This window comes from Bacteroides parvus, from assembly GCF_017309675.2.
In the GTDB taxonomy this organism is placed as follows: Bacteria; Bacteroidota; Bacteroidia; order Bacteroidales; family Bacteroidaceae; genus Bacteroides; species Bacteroides uniformis.
The window spans coordinates 3,308,108-3,332,937 of sequence record NZ_CP084680.1 but is presented as its reverse complement, the minus strand read 5'-3'; the positions used below and the strand labels follow the sequence as shown (position 1 = coordinate 3,332,937).

The window sequence follows — 24,830 nt, the reverse complement described above, 5'->3', positions numbered from 1 at the left end:
CTTCCATGAGACAACTATATTACACTCTCCAGACATTGATACGAGGAAAAGGCTCCAACCTCATCAAGATTGTTTCCCTGGGACTGGGGTTGGCAGTCAGTATCCTCATTTTTTCCCGTCAGGCATTCGAGCTCAATTATGATACCTGCTACAAGGACCATGAACGTTTGTGTCTTGTCAAAACAGTATGGTATTACAACAACGAGTATCATCCTTCGCATATAACTCTTGGACCGGTGGCTGGTACCATTGCCGAAAACCTGCCTGACGAGGTGGAGAGTGTTACCGTCACCCAGCAATGGTGGAGCAATTCGGCTTGGTTTGCCAATGAACGCCGTTTCCAGACCAATGCCATGACGGCCGATTCTTGTTTCTTTGCCACTATGGGCATTGATGTTGTCAGTGGAGACCCTCGCGAGCTGAATAATCCGGAGGTGGTCTTCATCAGCAGGGAGCTGGCCGGCAGCATGTTTGCCGATAAGAATCCCATCGGGCAGACGGTGGTCTATAACAAACAGATGCCAATGACCGTGAAGGGCATTTTTGAAGATTTTCCCGAAAACTCCAGTTTCTATGGAAGTGGTGTCGTGATGTCTCTGGCTACCTCCTTCAAGCATCATTGGGGATACTGGGGATGGGGAGGTGGAGACAGCTATATGTCCTTTGTCCGTCTGCGCCCGGGGGTGCAACTGGACGATGTGAACACCCGAATAGAGAAACTTGCCGGGCAGGTGCGCAAGAGCGATGATGTATTTATCAGTCTGGTTCCGATAAGGGACTACCGTATGGAATTTGGTATCAGTACCATGCGTATGGTATGGATTCTGTTGACGCTGGGAACCGCCATACTTTTTATTGTGGCGATGAATTATGTGCTTATTTCCATCTCAGCCATGAACCGTCGTGCCAAAGCTATAGGCGTACATAAATGTAGTGGGGCAAATACGGGAACTATTTTCGGTATGTTCTTATGGGAGACCGGAGTCATCATGCTTTTTTCCTTGCTGCTTGTAGCGCTGCTTCTATTTAATTTCCGTGAGCCGTTGGAGGACATGCTCGACGTTAGTCTTGCCGGTCTTTTCTCTTGGGAAAACATTTGGGCACCGCTTTCAGTGATAGTCATTTTGTTTATGATAGGCGGCATGTTGCCCGGGCAGCTTTTTGCCCGCATTCCGGTGACGCAGGTTTTCCGCCGGTACACCGAAGGCAAGAAAGGCTGGAAACGTCCGCTCTTGTTTGTGCAGTTTGCCGGTACCTCCTTTATTTTCGGCTTGTTGGGGCTGGTGCTTATGCAGAGCCATTACATCACCAATAAAGAACGTGGATTCGATTACCACCGGGTGGCTTATGCTTCGGGCGTATCCTTTGACTCGGATGCGGAAAGCGATGCCAATCGTAGTGTGATGCTTTCTTTGCCTTATGTGGAAGATGGAGCTTGTAGCAGTAATCTTCTTACAGACGGATTGAGCGGAGAAGGGGTTACGACTGATAACGGGCAGTGGATGAGCATGCGTTGGGTGGAATTTGGCAAGGACTATGCCCCGTTTATGAAGTTGGAATTTGCGGAAGGCAAGAATATGGATGCTCCTGGGCAGATATTGGTCAATGAAACATTTTTGAAAATGATGCATTGGGAAGATAAACCGATAGGCAGGCAAGTGCGCAACGGCGATCGCATAGCGGGCAATATTGTAGGTGTACTGAAAGACTTTGCCACATCCAATGCCGCTTATGTGGCGGTGCAACCTATGTATGCAACTTATCTTGACCGATTTTCCGGAAACATCCAATTACGTCTGAAAGAGCCTTTTGACGATAACCTCAAGCGTTTGAATGAAGACATGGAAAAGCTGTTTCCCACCCGTGACATTGTATTTTCCTCGTTCCAAAAGGTCATTGACGACCAGAACAGTACCGTCACGGATTTCCGTAATGCAGCTTTACTGGCTGCCATAACCATCCTTTTTGTTACGTTAATGGGGTTGATTGGCTACATCAATGACGAGATACAACGCCGCAGCAAGGAAATTGCCATCCGTAAAGTGAATGGTGCGGAAGCGTCATCCATTCTCCGGCTTTTCTCGAAGGATATATTCTGGATATCCTTGCCGGCCGTTTTTCTTGGAGGGCTGGGAGCCTGGTATATAGGCGGTGTCTGGATAGAGCAGTTTGTGGAGGGAGTGGATTTTGGTATCTGCGGATTCTTGCTTATTGCATGCATTGTACTATTGCTCATCATCGGTTGTGTAGTATTCAAGGCATGGCGGATTGCCAATGAGAATCCGGTAGACAGTATCAAGAGTGAATAAAGAATAACTTCAGGAAATTATGATGAGTAGTCACATTTATTATACATTGCAAAGTTTATTGCATAGACAGGGGACCAATGCCATTAAAATCGTATCGTTAGCATTGGGACTGTTGATGTCCGTATTCCTATTTGCGCGGATTGCATTCGAGTTGAATTTTGATAGCTTTTATCATGATCCGGATAACCTTTATATTGTGAAGACGGGTTGGATGAAGAATGGTGTATTGGAAGGAGGAGAGAGTTTCTACACCATTATTCCGATTCCTGGCATTATAGCTAAAGAATTTTCAGATAAGGTGCAAGGGGCTACGGTCAGTTGTTCACTATTCGATGACGATTATAAGTTGGGTAACCGTCCGTTGGAATTGAAGACAGTGATTGCTGATACGCTCTATTTTTCTGTTCTCGGTTTGGATGTAGTAAAAGGAAATCCGCAGGATTTAGCGAATCCAGATGTAGTTTTCCTTTCAGAAACGGCAGTACGGCAGGTATTTGGTGATGAAAATCCCATAGGTAAGACTGTGTCATACGATTTCTGGGGGCATGAAGCTACTTTGCTTGTTAAAGGTATTTTTCGGGATGTTCCTTTGAATACTTCTTTGTATAAGCGTCCCGAAGCAGTTGTGTCTTTCTCGAATATAGAGAAGTACACGCAGTGGGGAATGGGATGGCAGAGTGGTGGGAATTATGACGGTTTCGTTCGGTTACGCAGTCCGCAAGATGCCGATTGGTTGAACGAACGGATATCAGCGGCTGTCGCACGGCACTTGCCATCGGATAGCGGGCTGGAACTGTCGGTCCATATTGTACCTATCCGCAGTGTGCATCTGGGTGAAGCGCAAGTCCGCAAAATGGTTTGGATTATGTTTTTCTTGGGTGCTGTGTTACTTTTCACCACGACGTTGAATTATGTATTGATTTCCATTTCTTCGTTGACACAACGTGCCAAAGCGATAGGCGTACATAAATGTAGTGGTGCATCAGGTGGCAGTATCTTCTGTATGTTTCTGGTGGAAACGGCGATAGTAATAAGTGCGGCATTGTTGGTAGTCGGAATATTGGTTTATGTCTTCCATGAGCGGATGGAGGAGTTGGCGGCAGTCCCTCTTGCCGTATTGTTCGATTGGCAGCATTTATATGCGCCTTTGGCGGTAGTGGCGGTCTTGTTTGTTTTTGGAGGATGCTTACCTGCCATGCTCTTTGCCCGTATTCCCGTGACGCAAGTATTCAGGCGTTACACTTCCGGCCGCAGGGGATGGAAGCGGGTATTGCTCTTCGTACAGTTTATGGGTGCAGCATTCATTATAGGTATGATGCTGATGGTGTTCTTGCAATACCGCTATATGGTAGGGCGCGACCGTGGTTGGCGACCGGAACGTGTAGTGTCTATCTTCCAGAGAAAAGTGAATGCAGATCTGTTACGTACACAACTTCGTAACTTGCCCTATGTAGAGGCGGTTGCCTCGGCCGAACGCTCTATAACGGGCTTTGGAGCCAATCGCCCGATACTTGACGCTCAAGGCAACGAGATGTTCTATCCGCGTAATTCGTGGTTCGATAGTGACTACTTGCCTTTTATCGGTTTGAAATTGAAAGAGGGACATAACCTCACAGGGAAACACCAACTGCTGGTCAACAGCACGTTCTGTGAGAAAATGCATTGGACGGACAGCCCCATTGGCAAGCAGGTGAATGATTATGGTACGGTGGTAGGTTTGTTGGATAGTTTTGCATTTGTCGGCTGTACCAACGACAGTGAAGCCGTTATGATAGAATGGTTTGAAGGTACCGCATTTTGTCTGGAAGCCCGTCTTAAAGAACCGTTTGATGACAACCTGCGCCGACTGAATGAGGAAATGAGCCGTCTATATCCACAAGATGACCTTGTGTTCCGTTCTATGGAGCAAATGTTGGGCAATTATGCCGAATCTGTACGTGTCTTCCGCGATGTCACTTTATGGGCATCTTTCACCATTCTTTTTATCATTTTAATGGGGCTGGTGGGATATGTGGATGATGAAATACGTTTACGTTCCAAAGAGATTGCCATTCGTAAGGTGAATGGAGCGGAAACATCCGGTATATTGCGATTGCTGTCGCGTGATGTGCTTTGGATTGCCATACCGTCTGTAGTGCTTGGAACACTTGGAGCTTATGAGGTAGGGCAAATCTGGATCAGTCAGTTTAGTGATGTGGTACTACTGCCTATCGTCGGATATATCAGTATCGGCTTTTTGTTGCTTGCATTTATCGTGGGATGTGTAGTGATGAAATCATGGCATGTTGCCAACGAAAATCCGGTAAAGAGCATCAAGAGTGAATAAGATATTTTCCCACTTGGATGGCCTGCTCAAGGTAAACACATCATGCGTTTGGGGTGTATGGATGATGTGTTTTCCGGGATCCACCGTTAATCTTTCGTAAATCTACTCTTGACAGATAATCGGGTATTATATATCCATAAAGCTATAACAGCCGTTACAAAAGCAAAGAAGTCCGATACCGGCATACATATCCAGATGCCGTCCAGCCCAAAGTAATGCGGGAATATCAGTAGTCCCGGCAACAGATACAGTAATTGGCGTGTCAGCGATAAGAAGATACTGATTTTCGCTTTCCCGATGCTTTGGAAGAAATTGCCGATGACAATCTGTGCGCCTACCAGCGGGAATATGGCTACGGCAATGCGCACGCCTCTGGAAGCAATATCTATCAACTCTTCATCACTGGTAAAGATGGCAGATATGGCATGGGGGAACAATTCGCAGATAAGGAAACCTGTACTGGTGATACATACTCCGGCAATGATGGTCAGACGCAGGGTAGCCTTCACACGGTCGTGTTTTTGCGCACCGAAGTTATAGCCTACAATCGGTTGCATTCCCATCGTCAACCCCAATACAATCATTACATAGAGTACCAGCAGCCGGTTGATAATGCCATATGCCCCGATGGCCATATCGCCTCCGTACTGTTGGAGGCTGTTGTTTACGATAATCACAATGACACATGCCGTAACATTCATTAGGAACGGTGACATACCGATGGATAATATACTGCTGATGATGCGTTTTTTCATCTTCCAGAACCCCCGTTGCAGACGTACCACACTTGTCTTTTGCAGGAAATGGCTTACTACCCACACCATGCCGATGAACTGCGAGATGACCGTTGCCGTTGCAGCTCCCCGTATTCCCCAGTCAAATTGGAAGATGAAAATGGGAGCGAGGATTATGTTACAGACTACCGTTACCATAGACGTAAGCATCGCTTTCTTGGGATATCCCGTGGCACGCATGATATTGTTCAGGCCAATCATGGTATAAGTGACGGGGGTACCCAGTAATATCACCTGCATGAAGTCGCGGGCATATGGCAACGTATCATTGCTGGCACCGAAGAAGCGCAGAATATCATCCAGGAATATGAATGAGATGCCGCCGAATATGAATGCATTGACCAGGCAGAACATCAGTGTGTTTCCCAGGACTTCGGTAGCTCCGTCCAGGTCTTTCTGTCCCAGCCGGATGGATGAAATGGTAGAGCCGCCTGCCGATACCATCGTACAGAAAGCTACGACCAGATTCATCAGAGGGAAGGTGATGGCAAGTCCGGCAATGCCCATGGGACCTACGCCATGGCCAATGAAAATGCTGTCGATGATGTTGTACAACGAAGTAATCGTCATGCCTATAATGGCCGGAATGGAATACTGCACAAGCAGTTTGCCAATGCGCTCGGTTCCTAATATATGCGGGTTGTTCATTTGATATGAGTCAATTAAGGAGTGCAAAGATAAGAAATATTTGTTTGGTTCGCAGATTATTCTCACCTTTGTGCACTATAGTGTTTTGGTATTAACAGATTTAGGTAAAAGAAAGTTTATGGACACAACAAAAGCAACCGCCGTACTTTTTGATTTCGACGGCGTGGTGGTAGACACGGAGACACAGTACAGTCACTTCTGGCATGAAATGGGAAAGCAGTATTTGGGTATGGATGATATTGAAGGTAAAGTGAAGGGCCAGACGCTGGTCTATATTTATGACACCTTTTTTCCGGGCATGGTGAAGGAGCAGACTGAAATTACAGAACGGTTGAACCGCTTTGAACAGGAAATGTCATTCGACTTTATTCCCGGAGTGCTTGACTTCATTGCCGACCTACACCGGAATGAGGTGAAGACTGCCGTAGTGACCAGCTCCAACGAAGCGAAGATGGCAGCTGTCTATCGGGTTCATCCCGAAATAAAGACTCTTTTCGACCGTATCCTTACGGCCGAGATGTTTACGGCTTCCAAGCCTGCACCGGATTGTTTTCTGTTGGGTATGGAGGTTTTCGGCACAACTCCCGACACCACATATGTATTCGAGGATTCCTTCAACGGGCTGAAAGCCGGCATGGCTTCAGGAGCTACCGTTATAGGGTTGGCAACCACCAATTCCCGTGAAGACATAGCCTCGTTGTGTCATTATGTATTGGATGACTTTCAGGGTTTCACTTACGATAAATTAACTCAATTGTACAAGTAATCAGAAAAAGGATTACCTTTGCGCCGAAAATTAAATTGAGTAATTGTAAATTGCCAAATTGTAAATACTATCATGGGTTATATTTCAGACGACACTCGTAAAGTGACTACACATCGCCTTGTTGAAATGAAGCAAAGAGGCGAAAAGATATCAATGTTGACATCTTATGACTATACTATGGCGCAGATTGTAGACGGTGCCGGTGTAGACGTGATTCTGGTGGGAGATTCCGCTTCCAATGTAATGGCAGGCAATGTCACCACGCTTCCCATCACGCTCGACCAGATGATTTATCATGGCAAATCCGTGGTTCGCGGTGTGAAGCGTGCTATGGTCATCGTCGACATGCCTTTCGGTTCTTATCAGGGCAACGAACTGGAGGGATTGGCTTCCGCTATCCGTATTATGAAAGAAAGCCATGCCGACGCCCTCAAACTGGAGGGAGGCGAGGAAATCATCGGTACGGTGAAACGTATCCTTAGCGCCGGTATTCCTATCATGGGACATCTCGGACTGATGCCCCAATCCATCAATAAGTATGGAACATATACTGTCCGTGCCAAGGATGATGCTGAAGCTGAGAAACTGGTACGCGATGCGCATTTGTTGGAAGAAGCCGGATGCTTCGGACTGGTATTGGAGAAGATTCCCGCCGCATTGGCTGCCCGAGTGGCCAGTGAGTTGACTATACCCGTTATCGGCATCGGTGCCGGTGGCGATGTGGACGGCCAGGTGTTGGTGGTTCAGGATATGCTGGGTATGAATAACGGTTTCCGTCCTCGTTTCTTGCGTCGCTATGCTGACCTGCATACAGTGATGACGGATGCCATCAGCCGTTATGTATCTGATGTGAAGAACTTAGATTTCCCGAATGAGAAAGAACAGTACTAACAAACTTATGACACTCAATTTTTGGCGGATGTGTACGGCAAATCTGTTGCTGTACATATCCGTCTATATGCTTTTTCCTTTGCTCCCTTTTGTGATGGGAGAGCAGTTGGGTGTTTCCGTCGGACAGGCGGGCAGCATGTTTCTGGTTTTTGCGGTGGCCATGTTTGCTGTCGGTCCTTTTCATGCCTATCTGGTCGATGAATATAAAAGGAAGCACGTGCTCCTTTACTCCACACTCATTATGCTGGCGGCTGTTCTGGGATATGCCTTTGTGGATGGTTATACGAAATTTCTGCTGCTTGCCGCTGTGCAGGGAGTATGTTTCGGGCTGGCAACCACAGCGGGCATTACGGTGGCCATCGACATAACGACTTCCACACGCCGCAGTGCAGGAAACATGGTATATGCATGGGCTGCATGCTTGGGCATGCTGGTGGGTGTTATGTTGGGCATTGGAATGTATAAGATGTATGGTTTCCGTATGGTGACCTATCTGTCCGTAGCGGCCGGACTGGCCAGCATATTTTTCGCATCGAGGGTATATGTGGCTTTCCGTGCTCCGATAGGCGTGTCGCTGTGCAATATGGACCGTTTCTTATTGCCGCGTGCATGGGTACCTGCCATCAATATGCTGCTGATTGCTTTTGTACCGGGAGCATTGCTACCGCTGATGTTTGTGGGCGATTATTGGTCATTGGCGGCATTGGCTGTACTGGTGTTCATTACAGTCCCGTTCATGAAGATGTTTGTCAAATTGTCGCACCACTGCCAGCGTGGAACGGCAAACACCACTTGCCATTTGTTTATGGAGGCAGGGCTGCTGGTGGGCATGGCTGTGGCTTGCCACCTGATGGACAAAGTACAGATATACCATGTGGCATCTGTTGCCGCTATGCTTACCGTATTTTTCTTTGTGCTGCTGACCTATCCTTATTATAAGAAAAAGCGGGTGAGGTAAGGGATAAATACAATCAATCCTATAATGGCCGCCGTTGCAGCACATACCAGTACTGCTCCGGCGGCTATGTCTTTTACTTGCCCTGCCACGGGATGCTGTTGGGGAGACACCAGGTCGACCAGCTTCTCAATGGCGGTATTGAACAGCTCAGCTGCTATCACCACTCCGATGCAAAGAATAACAATCATCCAATCGATCCGGGTAATCTCCAATAAGAATCCGGCAATCACCGTAACCACCGTGGCAATCAGATGGAAGCTCAGGTTCTGTTCTTTTCCTATGCAGCACCGGATACCTTTCCAGGCATATCCGAAACTGCGCAACTGCTTTTTAAAGTCGTACTTCATGGATTATAGTTGTCATTTAATTCCTTGAAACTTGTTTCACTCCCTTTACCGTCCTTAGTTTTTTGACAAGTGCTTCCAAATGTCCCGTGTCGCTTACCATGATGGTCAGCGTTCCGGAAAACAGCCCGTCATGCGAGTCAATACCGATGCTTCTCAAGGTAATACCCGTTTCTTTGGAAATGATGGAAGTGATGTTGGTCACGATGCCGATGTCATCGTGTCCCACTACGCGCAGGGTGATGGGGTACTGTGTACCTTGTGACTTTCCGGCCCAGCGTGCTTTCACGATACGGTAGCCGAAACGTGAGTGCAAATCACTGGCATTGGGACAATCGCAACGGTGTATCTTGATACCTCCCGTTACACTGACAAAGCCGAATACATCATCTCCATAGATGGGATTGCAGCAGCGTGCCAACTTGAAATCTAATCCTTTCAGATTTTGGTCAATGACCAGTACATCTTCTTTAGTACCTATCTCTTCCGGTATGCCTTGTTGAAGGTTATAGCCTTCAGCACTGCGGTAGACAATATCGTCACGTGTGTCGTTTTCCCGTTTTTGCTGTTCAAGATATTTGTCTATAATCTCGTTGACATCCAGCACTTCATCGGCAATAGCCTGGTAGAAGTCTGTCACTACCTTGAAGCCAAGGCGCTTGATGAGGCGCATCATGGTTCCTTCATCATACTCTATTTTCCGGTTCTTGAACTTGCGTTCCAGGGTTTCCTTGGCGAAGGCGTGCTGGCGTGCAGCCATTTCCTTCAACGCCTGGCGTATTTTGGTACGCGCCTTAGAGGTGGTTACGATGTTCAGCCAGTCCTGCTTGGGTGTCTGCGTATTCGATGTCATTATCTCTACTTGGTCACCGCTATGCAGCATTTGCTTCAACTGTACATTTTTGCCGTTCACTTTGGCACCGATGCATTTGCAACCTAGTTTGCTGTGAATATGAAAAGCAAAATCGAGCACGGTGGAGCCTTTAGCAAGTTTGAACAAATCGCCTTTCGGGGTAAATACAAATACCTCGTCTTCGTACAAATCCAGTTTGAACTGGTCCATCGTTTCCAGTCCGTTGCTGTCCGAGCTCTCTAAGGCTTCGCGTACGGAAGTCAGCCATTCGTCAAGACCAGATTCACCTTTCACTCCTTTGTATCGCCAATGGGCGGCCAGGCCTCGTTCGGCAATATCATCCATGCGTTCGGTACGTATTTGTACTTCCACCCATTTGCCTTCGGGACCCATCACGGTGATGTGCAGTGACTCATATCCGTTGCTTTTAGGTACGGACAGCCAGTCGCGTAGCCGTTTCGGGTTAGGCTGGTACATATCTGTTACGATGGAGTAGGCCTGCCAACATTCCAGTTTCTCCTTGTCCAGGCAAGAGTCCAGAATGATGCGGATGGCAAACAAGTCATACACGCCTTCGAAGGGGCATTTCTGCTTCTTCATTTTTTGGTAGATGGAGTGGATGGACTTGGTGCGTCCTTTAATGTGGAACTTTAGTCCGGCGTCTTCCAGTTTCTTTTGTACCGGTGCAATGAAAGAGGCGATGTACTTGTCGCGTGATGCCTTTGTCTCGTTCAGCTTGTCCTTGATATGATAGTAAACCTCTTTTTCGGTATATTTCAGCGAGAGGTCTTCCAGTTCCGACTTCAATTTATACAGACCCAGCTTATGGGCAAGGGGCGCATAGAGATAGGCCGCTTCGTTGGCTACCTGCCGGCGGGCTTCATCGTTCTTGCAATCTTTTATCTGCCGCATGATGTTTACGCGGTCGGCAATCATAATGAGAATGACACGCATGTCCTCGGCGAAAGTCAGCAACAAGTTGCGGAAATTCTCGGACTCGATGGTAGGGCTTTTGGAATAAAGTTCGTTTACACGTATCAATCCCCGGATGATGCCTGCCACGTCCTCGCCATAAATTTGCTCTACTTCTTGGGCGGTGCAAGTACCGCAGCGCACGGAGTCGTGCAGCATGAGTCCCAGAATGGAGGCGCGCTTCATGCCAATTTCTTCCGCTACGATGACAGCCGTTTGCATATCTTTGATGACGGGATTCAAACCGAATATATCACGCTGGATACGGTTGTTCTGTATAGTGTTGACAAGATGTGTTTTCAGCTTTTTGCAGTCCCCCTTCTGGAGGGTTTCTCCGGAAAGTTGCAACAGTTTGCGGTAGAGCGAGAAGAGTAAATCTTTCTCTTTAGTAGTGAAAAATTCATCAGTTTCCATAATCGTCCGTATTTTATGCTTCAAAGGTAAGTTTTTTCTTCATTTTCTTGACGGCAGTTCTGCTTTTTTTGTATTTTTGGGCATGAATTAATAAAACAAGATATTATGATAACACCGCAAGACAAAGAGTTGCTCGAAAATAAAGGCATCTCCGAAGAACAAATAGCCGAACAGTTGGCTTGTTTTGAAAAGGGTTTTCCATACTTGAAACTGTCTGCCGCTGCTTCTGTAGAGAAGGGGATATTGGCTCCGGATACGGATGAACAGAAGAAATACCTGGACGCTTGGGAGGCATATACACAGACCGATAAGGTGGTAGTGAAGTTTGTACCGGCTTCGGGTGCTGCTAGCCGTATGTTCAAAAACTTGTTTGAGTTTCTTGGAGCAGATTATGATGCCCCCCAGACAGGCTTTGAAAAGACTTTCTTTGAGAAGATAGAGAAGTTTGCCTTCTATGACGACCTGAATATCGCTTGCCGGAGAACTGCCGGAAAGGATATATCGGCTCTGCTTGCTGCCGGAAACTACAAGGCGGTTGTTGCAGCCTTGCTCGAAGGGGCCGGACTGAATTATGGTGCGCTGCCCAAAGGACTGCTGAAGTTCCATAAGTATGAAGACGGTAGCCGTACGCCGTTGGAAGAACATTTGGTAGAAGGGGCCTTGTATGCTGTCAATAAAAATGGTAAAGTGAATGTACATTTCACGGTTTCGCCCGAACACCGTGCCTTATTCAAGGCTTTGGTGGACGAAAAGGCTGCCGCTTATGCTAAGAAGTACGGGGTGGATTATAACATCACCTTTTCGGAACAGAAACCGAGTACTGATACCATTGCTGCCGATATGGAAAACAAACCGTTCCGTGACAATGGCAAACTTTTGTTCCGTCCGGGCGGTCATGGTGCATTAATTGAAAACTTGAACGACCTTGATGCGGATATTATCTTCATAAAGAATATCGACAATGTGGTACCCGACAAACTGAAGGGTGACACCGTATTATATAAAAAGCTGATTGCCGGTGTACTGGTAGCTTTGCAGCAGAAGGTATTTGCCTATTTGCAGTTGCTTGAAAGCGGGAAATATACACACGAACAAATTCTTGAAATCCTGCAATTCCTGCAGAAGCAACTCTATTGCAAGAACCCGGAGACGAAGAATCTGGAAGATGCCGAACTGGTGATATACCTGAAAGAAAAACTGAACCGTCCGATGCGCGTCTGCGGTATGGTGAAGAACGTAGGCGAACCAGGTGGAGGTCCGTTCTTGGCATACAACAGTGACGGCACTATCTCTCTGCAGATTCTGGAAAGTTCGCAGATTGATATGGACGATCCGGAAAAGAAGGAAATGTTTGAAAAGGGTACCCATTTCAATCCGGTGGATTTGGTTTGCGCTGTACGTGACTATAAAGGACATAAGTTCAATCTTGTGAAGTATGTGGATAAAGCCACGGGGTTCATCTCCTATAAGTCCAAGAACGGCAAGGACCTGAAGGCGCTTGAACTTCCCGGTTTGTGGAACGGCGCCATGAGTGATTGGAATACTGTATTTGTAGAAGTGCCTCTGACTACATTCAATCCGGTAAAGACGGTGAATGATTTGTTGAGAGAACAGCACCAATAAAGGAATTTACTATTAGACGATTTACTATTTACTATTGGCTGTGCTGTAATCGGGTAGCGGATGGTGAATAGTAAATCGTCTGATTGTATAGTGTTGAATAGTAAATTGAAAATTGTCAAATAGTAAATAAATAGATAGGATGAAAAAGATTTTATTGTTGGGTTCTGGTGAACTGGGCAAGGAGTTTGTAATTTCCGCCCAACGCAAAGGTCAGTATATTATCGCCTGCGATTCGTATGCCGGAGCGCCTGCCATGCAAGTGGCAGATGAATGTGAAGTATTCAGCATGCTTGATGGAGATGCTTTGGAACGCGTGGTACGCAAACACCAGCCGGATATCATTGTTCCGGAAATCGAGGCTATCCGTACGGAACGTCTGTACGATTTCGAGAAAGAAGGCATTCAAGTGGTGCCCAGTGCACGCGCTGTGAACTTTACTATGAACCGTAAGGCTATACGCGACCTTGCAGCTAAAGAGTTGGGACTGAAAACAGCTAAATATTTTTATGCCAAATCTCTGGATGAACTGAAAATTGCAGCTGAAAAGATAGGTTTCCCATGCGTGGTGAAACCGCTGATGTCCTCTTCCGGCAAAGGCCAGTCTCTCGTAAAGAGTGCCGACGAATTGGAGCATGCTTGGGAATATGGCTGTAATGGTAGCCGTGGAGACATAAAAGAACTTATCATTGAGGAATTCATCAAGTTCGACAGTGAGATAACATTGCTCACCGTAACGCAGAAGAATGGCCCGACCTTGTTCTGCCCACCTATCGGCCATGTACAGAAGGGTGGGGACTATCGTGAAAGCTTCCAGCCTGCCCATATTGACCCTGCCCATCTAAGGGAGGCGCAGGATATGGCAGAGAAAGTGACCCGTGCCTTGACCGGTGCCGGATTGTGGGGAGTGGAATTCTTTCTCAGCCATGAGAACGGTGTCTATTTCTCCGAACTTTCTCCACGTCCGCACGATACGGGTATGGTAACCCTGGCCGGAACCCAGAATCTGAATGAGTTTGAATTGCACTGTCGTGCGGTGCTTGGTCTGCCTATCCCTGGCATCAAGCAGGAGCGTATAGGAGCCAGTGCTGTCATCCTCTCTCCGATAGCCAGTCAGGAACGTCCCAATTATCGTGGCATGGAAGAGGTTACAAAAGAAGAGGATACTTATCTGCGTATTTTTGGCAAGCCTACTACCCGCGTAAACCGCCGTATGGGTGTAGTGCTGTGTTATGCACCTCTTGACAGTGATCTTGACACGTTGCGCGACAAAGCGAAGCGTATTGCTGATAGGGTAGAGGTATATTAATGATTGGTGATGAATGATTGGTGATTTGTTGATGAATGGATACCATCGACAAATCACCAATCGTCAGTATTAATCATTGAAAAAGAGTCCGGGATAGATCTCTCCTCCAAGTTCTGTTACATCGAGGCTTTGTAATAGTTTTCCATCCGGAGCATAGAACAGTTGGAATTCTTCATCGGAATTGTATTGTTCCACCTCAATTATAATCACTGTGGGATGTTTGGGAAAGGTGATGATTCTTACGTCCCTTAACTTCATGCCGGCCATTGTACTGCTCATGAATGCTTCTGCCACGGGAGCCGGCACTTTTTCCAGTGACTCTACATCCGTTTCAGTCATGACCCACTCCGCTTGTTTATTGAACCAGACATCAACTTCCTGACCATCTGCAATAAATTCTGCCACGTAGCAACTGGCCATTTGCTCCCATTCCACATCCGTTGCTTGAGGATAGAGCTTTTGAAAAGCTGTTTGTATATTTACGGGAAGACGTCCTTCCGCAAAAGCGGACACTGACAGCAAGACAAGTAGTCCTGCCAGAATACCGAATTTGAACTTTTTCATAATCAAGGTTGTTTTGAGTTTTCTGTAAGAACAACCTTGTTGTGTTTTTGTTTCCGGAAATCAGTATATTGGTTGATGCATTTTTAAACATCAGTGAACCGGCCTTTGTATACAAAAGCTTTTTCTCCGAAATCCACTTCCGGCAATACGGCATCTTCCTTGAATAATCCGTAAACAGATGACCCCGAACCACTCATGGAGGCATATACAGCTCCTTGCCGATACATCTCTTCCTTGATTTCTCCGATAGTGGGAAATTGGGGGAATACGCTTTCTTCAAAGTCATTGACCATTCGTCCGTTCCATTCTTCAACGGGAAGTTGGGCAATTTCTTTCAGAGACATTTCCGGATGATGCGGTTTTATTTTTGCAAAGGCATCCCGTGTAGAGACGAAAATGTCCGGCTTCACCAACCATATCCGATATCCTTTCAGTGAGAGGGGAAGGGGAGAAAATATGTTTCCGATACCTTCTGCGTAAGTCGGACGGTTTTTGATGAAGAAGGCACAATCGGCACCCAGCTTGGCGGCATACTCTTCCAGAGTGTCATCCGGCAGTCCGAGTTCAAACTTATTATTCAGAAGCTTCAGCATGAAGGCTGCGTCGGCCGAACCGCCACCCAGTCCGGCTCCCGAGGGAATATGCTTGAAGAGATGGATGTCTACCGGAGGAAGGTTGAATTGGTCGTCCAGCAACTTGTAGGCTTTCACTACCAGGTTGCTCTCTGCTTCTCCCTCAATTTCCAGACCTGCCTGATGCAGACGGAACTTTCGGTTTCCTTCGTTCAAGATATTTATTTCCAAAGCATCTTCTATGGGAACCGGATAGAAAATGGTTTCCAGATTATGGTATCCGTCCGGACGCTTCTCTGTGATATTCAGTCCCAGGTTTATTTTGGCATTTGGAAAAGTCAGCATGGCGTTGAAAATTAAGAATTAATAATTTAAAATTAAAAGGGGAAGCTATGAAGTGCAGCTTCCGAAGACAAAGTTAGTGATTTCTGTTCATAGTAGATTGAAAACTTAGCAATGATTTATTTACCGCTTATAAATAAATTCGCTTATCTTTGCCATACGAGCGAAGATAGGCTGCACCTCAACATAACTTTTTCATGCAAGCATGAAAGTTATGTATTCGGTTTGCATTATCTTTGCTTCCCCTTTCTAAAAGGGAAGTTCATTTAATTTTTAATTTTCAATTATTAATTCTTAAAGTGGCAGAACAAAGAAGAACATCCCGTACTCCGAAAGGAAAGGCACCACAGCCCGTAACAGACTACGGACGTATCCAGCCGCAAGCGCCGGAGCTGGAAGAAGCAGTCTTGGGAGCCTTGATGATTGAGAAGGACGCTTATTCGCTGGTAAGTGAAATTCTTCGTCCGGAGTCATTCTATGAGCATAGACATCAGCTGATATATTCCGCTATTACCGATTTGGCCGTGAATCAGAAGCCGGTCGATATCCTCACCGTGAAGGAGCAGCTTTCAAAGCGGGGAGAATTGGAGGAAGTGGGCGGCCCGTTCTATATTACCCAACTTAGCAGTAAGGTGGCATCTTCTGCACACATCGAATATCATGCACGTATCATTGCGCAGAAAGCTTTGGCACGTGAATTGATTACTTTTACCAGTAATATCCAGAGCAAGGCTTTCGACGAGACGCTGGATGTGGACGATTTGATGCAGGAGGCCGAAGGAAAACTGTTCGAGATTTCCCAGCAGAACATGAAGAAGGATTATACACAAATTAATCCTGTCATTGCCGAAGCCTATGATTTGATTCAGAAAGCTGCTGCCCGTACCGATGGTTTGAGTGGCTTGGAAAGTGGGTATACCAAGCTGGACAAGATGACTTCCGGATGGCAGAAGTCCGACCTCATCATTATTGCAGCCCGTCCTGCCATGGGTAAAACGGCGTTCGTACTTTCCATGGCGAAAAACATTGCCGTGAATTTCCGCAATCCCGTAGCGCTGTTCTCGCTTGAAATGAGTAACGTGCAGCTGGTGAATCGTTTGATATCCAACGTGTGCGAGATTCCGAGTGAGAAAATCAAGAGTGGTCAGTTGGCGGACTATGAATGGCAGCAGTTGGATTACAAACTGCGTGACTTGCTGGATGCTCCGCTTTATGTGGATGATACGCCTTCTTTGTCGGTATTCGAACTCCGTACGAAGGCACGGCGTCTGGTACGTGAGCACGGAGTGAAGATTATCATCATCGACTACCTTCAGCTGATGAATGCAAGCGGAATGTCTTTCGGCAGCCGTCAGGAAGAAGTTAGTACCATTTCGCGTTCATTGAAAGGTTTGGCCAAGGAGCTGAACATTCCTATCATCGCTCTGTCGCAGTTGAACCGTGGTGTGGAGAACCGTGAAGGCGAGGAAGGCAAGCGTCCCCAGTTGAGCGACCTTCGTGAATCCGGTGCCATCGAGCAGGATGCCGATATGGTGTGCTTCATCCACCGTCCCGAATATTACAAGATTTATACTTCTGCCGATGGCAGTGACTTGCGCGGTATGGCGGAAATCATCATAGCAAAGCACCGTAACGGTGCCGTGGGGGATGTGCGTCTGAGGTTTATCGGACAGTACACCCGTTTCCAGAATCCCGAGGATGATATGGTTATTCCACCTCCGACGGAGGGTGGAGGAGCTACATTTGGTTCACGTATGAATGCGCCTATCGGAAGTACGGCAACACCGCCACCTCCATCGGCTGCTGATTTTCCGCCACAGACGGACAACCCGTTTGGAGGTGTGGGGGCGGACGGGCCATTGCCTTTCTGATGTATTTTTATGGCTACACCCTTTGCCTTGAATGCCTATACTATCGTAGAGTGATGGCTACACCTTTAGGTACAAAGGGTGTAGCCATTTAAAATGCTGTATTCGGGCCTATTTGCTTATTCTAAAACCTTCAATGTGGACAGTAAGAACGTCAATCTTACTTTTGCTCCCTTTTCCGTTTTGATTGTGCCTCGGGCATCTGCTGTTCTGTGTTTATTTTATCAGTGGATAGGGTATCTTGCTTTATTTCTTGTTCCTTTCTCAGCCGCTTGAGTTTCCATCTGTTCCAGAAAAGGAGCTCACTCCATTTGTTGAAATCCTTTTTGAAGATAATGCCAATACCTTGTGTTGTCAGATTTGTCCGGGTGTAGTAGCGGTCGTTCGTTTCGTTGTACGCTTTCAGGCGGATGTCTCCGGAACGGTTGACGAGCCATTCCGCTTCAAAGTCTCCCACAAAATTGGTATTTGCCATCGGATTATCACGATAACCAAAATTACCATTGATAAGTAGTCGGTTATTCAATAATTGTCCTGAAAGCATAGTCTCGAACTCCATGTCTGTCCAGCCTCTTTCACCGGTACTGAAATTGGTGCCGAAGTTCCAGTTATTGACATCGAGAATGTTCGATAAAGCGTTATTCAACTGTCCGGAAAGGGTGGATGAAACAACACTGGACATCATATTCGAATTCTGGGTGGCTCCTAAGTTTTCCGGGGTATAGAACTTGCCGATAGCCAACAGATAGAGTATCTGCATGTTCATTTGCTCGTCGGTAGGAATATAGTTACGGACAATGGCCTGCACTTCATCGCGTTCGTTGGGCAGTTCGATGTCGAATTTTACATCAGGTGAGGTCAATTGTCCGGTAAGGTCCATCATACAGTTCACTTTTACATTTGTCTGGCTGATGTAGCCGGAGGTTGCCTCGTTGGGCATTAGGTCATTTAAGGATGCTGAGTTGACCGTATAACCTGCTTTTATGTCCAGAGTGGCATCCAGTGGCGAGCCGTTGAATGTAATGGAACTTCCATCCCTGATAATAAAGTCCTTTCGGATAACCTCTTGCAGACTGAATTTATAGACTCCCTGGCTTATCCGGTAACTGCCAAACATCTTTACATCTCCTTTATTGAAGAACTCAGTACGGATATTTCCAGTTCCCCGTCCACTGATATAGTCGCCAGCGATAGGGTCCATGATAATCTTCATGGTAGCGTCGGGAGTGGCGTCTATCAAGAGATTCAGCCGGATATCAGTGTCGCTCTCTCTTTCTTCCTCGATTTCCTTTTGGGCAATTTCGTAGTCGGAAAGGCGGATAGAGTCTTGTACGGCACGGCGTGGTGTCTTGTCCACAAACTTGATGAACTGGTTGCTGACTGCTGTAGATACGTTATCTTTTATATAGGTAAAGGTAGTGTTGCGATTGGTAGTCATTGCAACATCAATGTTAACGCCATCTTGGGCATTACCGGCAATAGTGGCATTTCCCGTACCGTAGACGGTGCCGTAGAAGGGATAGTCCGGTGATTCTTTGGTATTCATCACCAGCATGTCGTTGACATTGAAATTGAAACGGTACTCCAGGTTCTTAAAATGCTGATAGTGCAGATAGCCGCTCATACTTCCTTGATGCCCTTGCGTGTCGAAAATGCGGTTGTTGCGGAAGGTCAACCCGCCGGGCTCGATGTAGATGCTGTCTTTGACGGAGAAAGTGGTGTTGAGCACGTCTACCTTCATAGAAGCATCGCCGAATACACGCCCTTCCATGGTGAGAGCCTTGAATTTGCCATAGAAATGTACATGGCCGGTAGCACGTCCGTTGAATTCGGGCGTGATGCTACTCATATAATGATGTATAAACTTCAAGTTGGTACCGTCCGCTTCAATTTGGAGATCCAATGAACTAGTGGGCTTCAAAGGATAGATATAGCCATACACATGGCTTTTGGCAATATCTTTCTCCCGGATATGGGCATCCAGATAGATGCCCTTCACGTCGTGGTGCCATTCTCCGTGTATGTTGGCATCACCCAGCAAGCCTTCGTTCAATCCGAGGTTGCGGATAAACAAGTCGGTGCTCATGACGGGGTTTTCCAATACTCCGCTGGCGAAAGCCGGACCGGTGGCTTCTCCTTTGAAATTGACTCCGAGGTCTGCAATGTCGAACACATAACCGATGTTGATTTCCTTCAAATCCAGACGTACTGTATCTTCGGGTTGTGGTGAAACGATACCATTGATACGCAAGTGCCGGTCTTTATGGCTGAAGTAGAAATCATTGACATACACTTTGCCGGAGTCGAGTACTACTTGGGAAGGATGTATATCCCACAGCGTATCGTTCAGTATCACGTTGGTGGGCTGGACATCAATGACGGTTTTTAAGGGGGGAAGTTTCCTCTTGCTTTCATTCGCTTCGTTCTGTTCACGGATGAAGTGGGCGACGGCGGCGAGTTTCCCGCTGTAGGTTACAGTGCTACTGTTACCCCAATTCAGCGTGGTCTGTATGTTATTGTTCCGGGCTTGCGCTTCTAAAGCTATATTGACAGCGCCGTTTGATTTGCGGTTGCTGAAGCGTAGGCGTGTATGGAACTGGTCACCGGGATTCTCGCAAAGGAACATTCCGGATTCGATGAATTTGTTTCCATAACGGAGACGGGGAAAATAGCCTTCTACGCGGAGCCGCTGTGCCTTGTCATTGAAGTATCCCTTAATGGTGGAATGGGTATATACTTTTACCGGAATCTGAAAGACGGTGGAGAACAGTTCCGTATTGTAAATGTGCATGTCAAAATGGAAATTGTTCTCTGTCTCTATGGGTTTCTTGTCTGGCAGAATCAAGGCGGGGATATAACGTCGCATGATATTCAGTACACTGGCAGGCAGGGTACGATAAGAGTAGTCACCTTCTATGCTACCTTGGAGAAAGTTGGATTGGATGGTCAGCCGTTTCTGGCCTTCGCTTTCTCTTATGGCAGATATCTTCAGATTGTCCAGGAAGTATTGTGTTTCCGGAGCTGCGAATAGTAAGCTGTCAACGTTGATTTCACCGTTCATCTCGTCAATGGAACCGCCGGTGAAGTCTGCCTTGACTTTGACTGATATTTCCGTATCTTCATAGTTGGGTGTAAGATGTAGGGCATGAGGACGAAATTTGTCGATGCTTGCCTGAAAGTTGAAAGTCGGTACCCGACTGGCGGTATTGATGGTGCCGTTCAAAATAACAGAACCATTGGTGTCATCCAAGGCGACTTTTCCCGTGAAGCCTCCCTGCTTGTATTCTCCATCTAGGGTGATATTTTCGTAATTGTAGTCGCTGTAATCAATGGAGGCAACCAGCCCTTTCAGCAGTACGGACGGGTATTGGTTTTCGTAATGGTTGCTGTTGACATCTAGATTGAAAGTTACTTTACCCAGTTTCTTGTTGCCCAGCATCTTGCCCAGCTCAAACTCTTTGGTTTTCACTGCACCGGAATAGGCAAAATAACCTTTATCTTTGTTAGAACTTAGTTTTACGTCAGTTTGGATGGTTCCGATGTCAGTGCGTACTTGTCCGTAAGTTACGAGGTCTGTGAAGTAGCCCGAGACTTCTCCACGGAAGGAAACCGTTCCTAAGTGTTGCAGGACGGGAGGTACTCCATTGTAGTTCTTGCTGAAATTCCGGACAAAGAAGGCAATTCCTTCCGGGTCTGCGTACAAATTGGACAAATTACCGAATACATAAGCATTTTCCGGATGGGAAAGGTCTTGTAGAGATACGTCTCCCCTCAGATAAAAATGATTTCCGACAGAGACGGAAAGGTGCGGGCAATTCAGTTGATTGATGGTGCCGTCCGTCTGTACCTCTACTTGCAATTTTTCCTTGAAAGAACCAAAAGCCGGAACAAAAGCCGATAAATCCTGCAAGGCGATTTGAGAGGGCAGCAAATGGAATGAGAAACGGACATCTTGGGCAAGATTGTCAAACGCCCCCAGACTGTCATAATCCATGTGTATAGTATCCATTGCCAAAGAGGTGTTGGGGAGGTCGATAGCGAAATTTTCGATTTTCATCCGTTGGTCATTGCCGATAACCTTTAGACTTAGTTTCTTCAATTCAAATCCGGAATGTTCTTCTTCGATGCTCAGACGCTTGATGGCGGCATTGATAGAATCATTTTGTAATGCTTTTAGGGAGATGTTTGCAATAATGTTACGTAAACGGAGATGCTGTGGATTGAATTTTCCCGGAGTCTCTTTCTCGGACAGCACATCATACGAAACCTTTCCGCGGCGTATCAGTAAGGAATTGATACGGAGATCCAGGTTGTTTTTCTTTTGAACTGTATCTTTGGATGCGAATGCGTCGAGTACAAACTGAAAATTAGGTTTATCCTTGGGAGTCTGCTTGCTTAGATTGATGTTAAAGCCGAACAATTGTATGTTACTAATGGATATTTTGCTGCTGAATAGGGGGAGAATATCGAATTTGGCAGAAAGACGGGTCACTTTCAGCATTTCCTTGCCGGATTGGTCGTTCAGGAGCAGGTCGTCGATGATGATGCGGTTCAACAATCCTATGTTTATTCGCCCGATGGAAATCTTGCTGTCCAGTATGGAAGCCAGTTCATTGGCAACAAATACAGACATTTGTCGCTGAACAGATGGAATGTTCAGCAACAATATGGTACCAATGTACAATCCCAATACAATACCGAGTACCCAGCGTACTGTTTTTTTTAGCTTTCTGATAGGCGGTTAATTTTTATAATCAGCCAACAAAAATATGAAATAATACGTTATGAATCGTACTTTTATCACTACTTTTGCAGCGTTTAAACGTAAATAAACATTATGAGTACAATAATCTTGGGAATAGAATCTTCTTGTGATGACACTTCTGCAGCTGTCATCAAAGATGGTTATCTGCTTTCGAATGTGGTGGCCAGCCAAGCTGTGCATGAAGCATACGGTGGGGTAGTGCCTGAACTGGCTTCCCGCGCGCACCAACAAAATATAGTTCCGGTAGTGCATGAGGCATTGAAACGCGCCGGAGTAACCAAAGAGGAATTGAGTGCTGTGGCCTTTACGCGTGGACCGGGATTGATGGGATCATTGTTGGTGGGGGTATCTTTCGCCAAAGGGTTCGCCCGTTCATTAGGTATTCCAATGATTGATGTTAATCATTTGACTGGTCATGTGTTAGCTAATTTTATTAAAGTAGAAGGTGAAGATAATGTGCAGCCGGGATTTCCTTTCCTCTGCTTGCTGGTTTCCGGTGGAAACTCACAGATTATCTTGGTGAAAGCCTATAACGATATGGAAATTTTGGGGCAGACTATTGATGATGCCGCCGGTGAAGCCATTGACAAATGCTCAAAGGTGATGGGATTAGGATATCCGGGTGGTCCAATTATTGACAAGCTGGCTCGGCAAGGTAATCCTAAAGCCTTCTCGTTCAGCAAACCGCATATTCCAGGGTTGGATTATAGTTTTAGCGGACTTAAGACCTCGTTCCTTTACTCTCTGCGCGACTGGATGAAGGACGACCCTGATTTCATCGAACATCACAAGACGGATTTGGCGGCATCGCTGGAAGCTACCGTCGTAGATATCTTGATGGATAAGTTGCGCAAAGCCGCCAAGCAATATAAAATAAAGGAAGTGGCTGTTGCCGGAGGTGTTTCTGCCAATAATGGATTGCGTAATGCTTTCCGTGAGCATGCCGGGAAGTATGGTTGGAAAATATTTATTCCGAAGTTCAGCTACACAACGGATAACGCTGCCATGATTGCCATTACCGGATATTTCAAGTATATGGATAAAGATTTTTGTCCGATGGAAGCACCTGCTTATTCACGGGTAACTTTAAGATAATATATATAATAAGGTATGAAGCTGGAAGAAAAGGTAGGAGAGCTGCTGAAAGCAAAGAAATTGTCCCTTTCCACCGCAGAAAGTTGTACGGGTGGAGGAATTGCCGCTCTGATAACTTCCGTTCCTGGCAGTTCGGAATACTTTAATGGTAGTATAGTGGCGTATTCCAATGAAATAAAGATGTCTTTGTTGCATGTATCTGCCAAAACATTGGAAAAATATGGAGCAGTAAGTCGTGAAACTGTTACAGAAATGGTGAAAGGTGCGATGAAAACGCTGAAAACAGATTGTGCAGTGGCTACTTCCGGTATTGCAGGTCCTGGAGGTGGGACTTCGGAAAAACCGGTGGGTACGGTGTGGATAGCTGTTGCCTATAAAAATGAAATCGTTACCATGAAGCAGGAGGGAGACGAGGGAAGAAAGGGAAATGTGGAAAAAACAATTCAAAATGCCCTTTTGTTGCTTTATGAGAAGCTGAAATGAGGAAAAAATGCTATCGTACAGTGAATTATTTTAAGAAAAACTTGTTTGGTAACGATAAAAGTGCTTACTTTGCGCTCTGTTTGAAATAGGCAAAAAAGAAAACTATAAAATTAAGATAGAAATGTCAAAGATTTGTCAAATTACCGGAAAGAAGGCCATGATTGGCAACAATGTTTCACACTCAAAGAGAAGAACGAAGAGAACCTTTGATTTGAACTTGTTTAACAAGAAGTTCTACTATGTAGAGCAAGATTGCTGGATCAGCCTTAGCATTTGCGCTAATGGTTTGCGCATTATTAATAAGAAAGGACTGGACGCTGCTTTGAAAGATGCGGTAGCTAAAGGTTATTGTGATTGGAAAAGCATTAAAGTTATTGGCTAAAGTAGAGGAGAATACTGATTATGGCAAAGAAAGCAAAAGGTAACAGAGTACAGGTGATTCTGGAATGCACAGAACACAAGGATAGCGGTATGCCGGGTACTTCTCGTTATATTACGACGAAGAACAGAAAGAATACCACAGAGAGATTGGAGTTGAAGAAATACAACCCGATTCTGAAGAGAGTGACAGTACATAAAGAAATTAAATAATAAATCTATAACTTATGGCAAAGAAAGCGGTAGCAACCTTGCACGAAGGAAGCAAAGAAGGACGTTCTTATACAAAGGTTATCAAAATGGTGAAGTCTCCTAAGACTGGTGCTTACATCTTTGATGAACAGATGGTCCGTAATGAAGATGTTCAGAACTTCTTTAAGAAATAAGATAAATACAGTGGCTGTAAAGCGCTAATGACTTATAAAGATCCCCTTGTCGGTATTTCCGGTAAGGGGATTTCTTTTTAAAAAGAGGACGAAGTTTTTAATATTCGTCAGTTTTGTTATATCTTTGCTGAAAATGCGAAGATAGGCTGCACCTCAGCATAAAAAATGAACGG

The 24,830-nt window shown here is 46.0% G+C and carries 19 protein-coding genes; 13 read left to right on the top strand and 6 right to left on the bottom strand.

All coding sequences use genetic code 11. The annotated features are described in order from the left end of the window. The first annotated feature begins 5 nt into the window (after positions 1–5). Positions 6–2,309, top strand: a complete 2,304-nt coding sequence (locus JXR92_RS13590) for an ABC transporter permease (RefSeq protein WP_138346356.1) — start codon at positions 6–8, stop codon at positions 2,307–2,309. A 22-nt stretch (positions 2,310–2,331) separates the two neighbouring features. After that, entirely contained in the window at positions 2,332–4,635 is a 2,304-nt protein-coding gene (locus tag JXR92_RS13585; protein WP_138346362.1) for an ABC transporter permease, read from the top strand. Between the two features lie 86 nt (positions 4,636–4,721). On the opposite strand, the gene JXR92_RS13580 is transcribed toward JXR92_RS13585, so the two are convergent. Further along, positions 4,722–6,077 carry an MATE family efflux transporter gene (locus JXR92_RS13580; RefSeq protein ID WP_117600880.1) on the bottom strand — a complete coding sequence of 452 codons (1,356 nt, stop codon included), beginning with the start codon at positions 6,075–6,077 and terminating at the stop codon, positions 4,722–4,724. A gap of 118 nt (positions 6,078–6,195) precedes the next feature. Between JXR92_RS13580 and JXR92_RS13575 the strand changes: the two genes are divergently transcribed. The 3 genes from JXR92_RS13575 (at position 6,196) to JXR92_RS13565 (ending at position 8,692) form a co-directional block, all read left to right on the top strand. Next, entirely contained in the window at positions 6,196–6,843 is a 648-nt protein-coding gene (locus JXR92_RS13575) for an HAD family hydrolase (RefSeq protein ID WP_138346353.1), read from the top strand. 69 nt (positions 6,844–6,912) lie between these two features. Next, positions 6,913–7,734 carry a 3-methyl-2-oxobutanoate hydroxymethyltransferase gene (gene panB / locus JXR92_RS13570; protein ID WP_025832138.1) on the top strand — a complete coding sequence of 274 codons (822 nt, stop codon included), beginning with the start codon at positions 6,913–6,915 and terminating at the stop codon, positions 7,732–7,734. Beyond that, entirely contained in the window at positions 7,715–8,692 is a 978-nt protein-coding gene (locus JXR92_RS13565) for an MFS transporter (protein WP_138346349.1), read from the top strand. Before panB ends, JXR92_RS13565 begins: the two co-directional genes overlap by 20 nt. Here the strand turns inward: JXR92_RS13565 and JXR92_RS13560 are convergent. Then, positions 8,668–9,039: a diacylglycerol kinase family protein gene (locus JXR92_RS13560; protein ID WP_138346345.1), complete on the bottom strand. Its 372-nt coding sequence runs from the start codon at positions 9,037–9,039 to the stop codon at positions 8,668–8,670. The two genes, JXR92_RS13565 and JXR92_RS13560, sit on opposite strands and share 25 nt — an antisense overlap. 16 nt (positions 9,040–9,055) lie before the next feature. Continuing rightward, positions 9,056–11,275, bottom strand: a complete 2,220-nt coding sequence (locus JXR92_RS13555) for a RelA/SpoT family protein (protein ID WP_117600876.1) — start codon at positions 11,273–11,275, stop codon at positions 9,056–9,058. 105 nt (positions 11,276–11,380) lie between these two features. Between JXR92_RS13555 and JXR92_RS13550 the strand changes: the two genes are divergently transcribed. Further along, a complete protein-coding gene (locus JXR92_RS13550; RefSeq protein ID WP_117600875.1) occupies positions 11,381–12,898 on the top strand; it encodes a DUF4301 family protein in 1,518 nt (505 codons plus the stop codon). 139 nt (positions 12,899–13,037) lie between these two features. Further along, positions 13,038–14,204 (top strand): formate-dependent phosphoribosylglycinamide formyltransferase, encoded by a 1,167-nt coding sequence (gene purT, locus JXR92_RS13545; protein WP_057089426.1) that lies wholly within the window; start codon positions 13,038–13,040, stop codon positions 14,202–14,204. 69 nt (positions 14,205–14,273) lie between these two features. On the opposite strand, the gene JXR92_RS13540 is transcribed toward purT, so the two are convergent. Beyond that, the gene (locus JXR92_RS13540; protein WP_117600874.1) at positions 14,274–14,768 is read right to left on the bottom strand and encodes a PepSY-like domain-containing protein; all 495 of its coding nucleotides are present in this window, start codon (positions 14,766–14,768) and stop codon (positions 14,274–14,276) included. An 83-nt stretch (positions 14,769–14,851) separates the two neighbouring features. Continuing rightward, entirely contained in the window at positions 14,852–15,685 is an 834-nt protein-coding gene (gene ispE / locus JXR92_RS13535; protein ID WP_117600873.1) for a 4-(cytidine 5'-diphospho)-2-C-methyl-D-erythritol kinase, read from the bottom strand. A 296-nt stretch (positions 15,686–15,981) separates the two neighbouring features. Between ispE and dnaB the strand changes: the two genes are divergently transcribed. After that, positions 15,982–17,553, top strand: coding sequence for a replicative DNA helicase (gene dnaB, locus JXR92_RS13530; RefSeq protein ID WP_022402387.1), 1,572 nt, complete (start codon positions 15,982–15,984; stop codon positions 17,551–17,553). Positions 17,554–17,710: 157 nt separating this feature from the next. Here dnaB and JXR92_RS13525 read toward each other — a convergent pair whose 3' ends face one another. After that, a complete protein-coding gene (locus JXR92_RS13525) occupies positions 17,711–22,183 on the bottom strand; it encodes a translocation/assembly module TamB domain-containing protein (RefSeq protein ID WP_138346342.1) in 4,473 nt (1,490 codons plus the stop codon). Between the two features lie 204 nt (positions 22,184–22,387). On the opposite strand from JXR92_RS13525, the gene tsaD reads away from it, so the two are divergent. The 5 genes from tsaD (at position 22,388) to JXR92_RS13500 (ending at position 24,657) form a co-directional block, all read left to right on the top strand. Next, the gene (gene tsaD / locus JXR92_RS13520) at positions 22,388–23,410 is read left to right on the top strand and encodes a tRNA (adenosine(37)-N6)-threonylcarbamoyltransferase complex transferase subunit TsaD (protein ID WP_138346339.1); all 1,023 of its coding nucleotides are present in this window, start codon (positions 22,388–22,390) and stop codon (positions 23,408–23,410) included. A gap of 15 nt (positions 23,411–23,425) precedes the next feature. Next, a complete protein-coding gene (locus JXR92_RS13515; protein WP_138346336.1) occupies positions 23,426–23,893 on the top strand; it encodes a CinA family protein in 468 nt (155 codons plus the stop codon). A 121-nt stretch (positions 23,894–24,014) separates the two neighbouring features. Continuing rightward, positions 24,015–24,275 (top strand): 50S ribosomal protein L28, encoded by a 261-nt coding sequence (gene rpmB, locus JXR92_RS13510; protein ID WP_004291052.1) that lies wholly within the window; start codon positions 24,015–24,017, stop codon positions 24,273–24,275. 20 nt (positions 24,276–24,295) lie between these two features. Continuing rightward, complete coding sequence (gene rpmG, locus JXR92_RS13505; protein WP_002560155.1) at positions 24,296–24,484, top strand: 50S ribosomal protein L33; 189 nt, start codon at positions 24,296–24,298, stop codon at positions 24,482–24,484. 14 nt (positions 24,485–24,498) lie between these two features. Further along, positions 24,499–24,657 carry a DUF4295 domain-containing protein gene (locus JXR92_RS13500; protein WP_005827735.1) on the top strand — a complete coding sequence of 53 codons (159 nt, stop codon included), beginning with the start codon at positions 24,499–24,501 and terminating at the stop codon, positions 24,655–24,657. Positions 24,658–24,830 lie beyond the last annotated feature (173 nt).

Bases quoted from the DNA above. Each gene is read 5' to 3' on its own strand.
- JXR92_RS13590 (WP_138346356.1), top strand. From the start codon at position 6: ATGAGACAACTATATTACACTCTCCAGACATTGATACGAGGAAAAGGC.
- JXR92_RS13585 (WP_138346362.1), top strand. From the start codon at position 2,332: ATGAGTAGTCACATTTATTATACATTGCAAAGTTTATTGCATAGACAG.
- JXR92_RS13580 (WP_117600880.1), bottom strand. From the start codon at position 6,077: ATGAACAACCCGCATATATTAGGAACCGAGCGCATTGGCAAACTGCTT.
- JXR92_RS13575 (WP_138346353.1), top strand. From the start codon at position 6,196: ATGGACACAACAAAAGCAACCGCCGTACTTTTTGATTTCGACGGCGTG.
- JXR92_RS13565 (WP_138346349.1), top strand. From the start codon at position 7,715: ATGAGAAAGAACAGTACTAACAAACTTATGACACTCAATTTTTGGCGG.
- JXR92_RS13560 (WP_138346345.1), bottom strand. From the start codon at position 9,039: ATGAAGTACGACTTTAAAAAGCAGTTGCGCAGTTTCGGATATGCCTGG.
- JXR92_RS13555 (WP_117600876.1), bottom strand. From the start codon at position 11,275: ATGGAAACTGATGAATTTTTCACTACTAAAGAGAAAGATTTACTCTTC.
- JXR92_RS13550 (WP_117600875.1), top strand. From the start codon at position 11,381: ATGATAACACCGCAAGACAAAGAGTTGCTCGAAAATAAAGGCATCTCC.
- purT (WP_057089426.1), top strand. From the start codon at position 13,038: ATGAAAAAGATTTTATTGTTGGGTTCTGGTGAACTGGGCAAGGAGTTT.
- JXR92_RS13540 (WP_117600874.1), bottom strand. From the start codon at position 14,768: ATGAAAAAGTTCAAATTCGGTATTCTGGCAGGACTACTTGTCTTGCTG.
- ispE (WP_117600873.1), bottom strand. From the start codon at position 15,685: ATGCTGACTTTTCCAAATGCCAAAATAAACCTGGGACTGAATATCACA.
- JXR92_RS13525 (WP_138346342.1), bottom strand. From the start codon at position 22,183: ATGTCTGTATTTGTTGCCAATGAACTGGCTTCCATACTGGACAGCAAG.
- tsaD (WP_138346339.1), top strand. From the start codon at position 22,388: ATGAGTACAATAATCTTGGGAATAGAATCTTCTTGTGATGACACTTCT.
- JXR92_RS13515 (WP_138346336.1), top strand. From the start codon at position 23,426: ATGAAGCTGGAAGAAAAGGTAGGAGAGCTGCTGAAAGCAAAGAAATTG.
- rpmB (WP_004291052.1), top strand. From the start codon at position 24,015: ATGTCAAAGATTTGTCAAATTACCGGAAAGAAGGCCATGATTGGCAAC.
- rpmG (WP_002560155.1), top strand. From the start codon at position 24,296: ATGGCAAAGAAAGCAAAAGGTAACAGAGTACAGGTGATTCTGGAATGC.
- JXR92_RS13500 (WP_005827735.1), top strand. From the start codon at position 24,499: ATGGCAAAGAAAGCGGTAGCAACCTTGCACGAAGGAAGCAAAGAAGGA.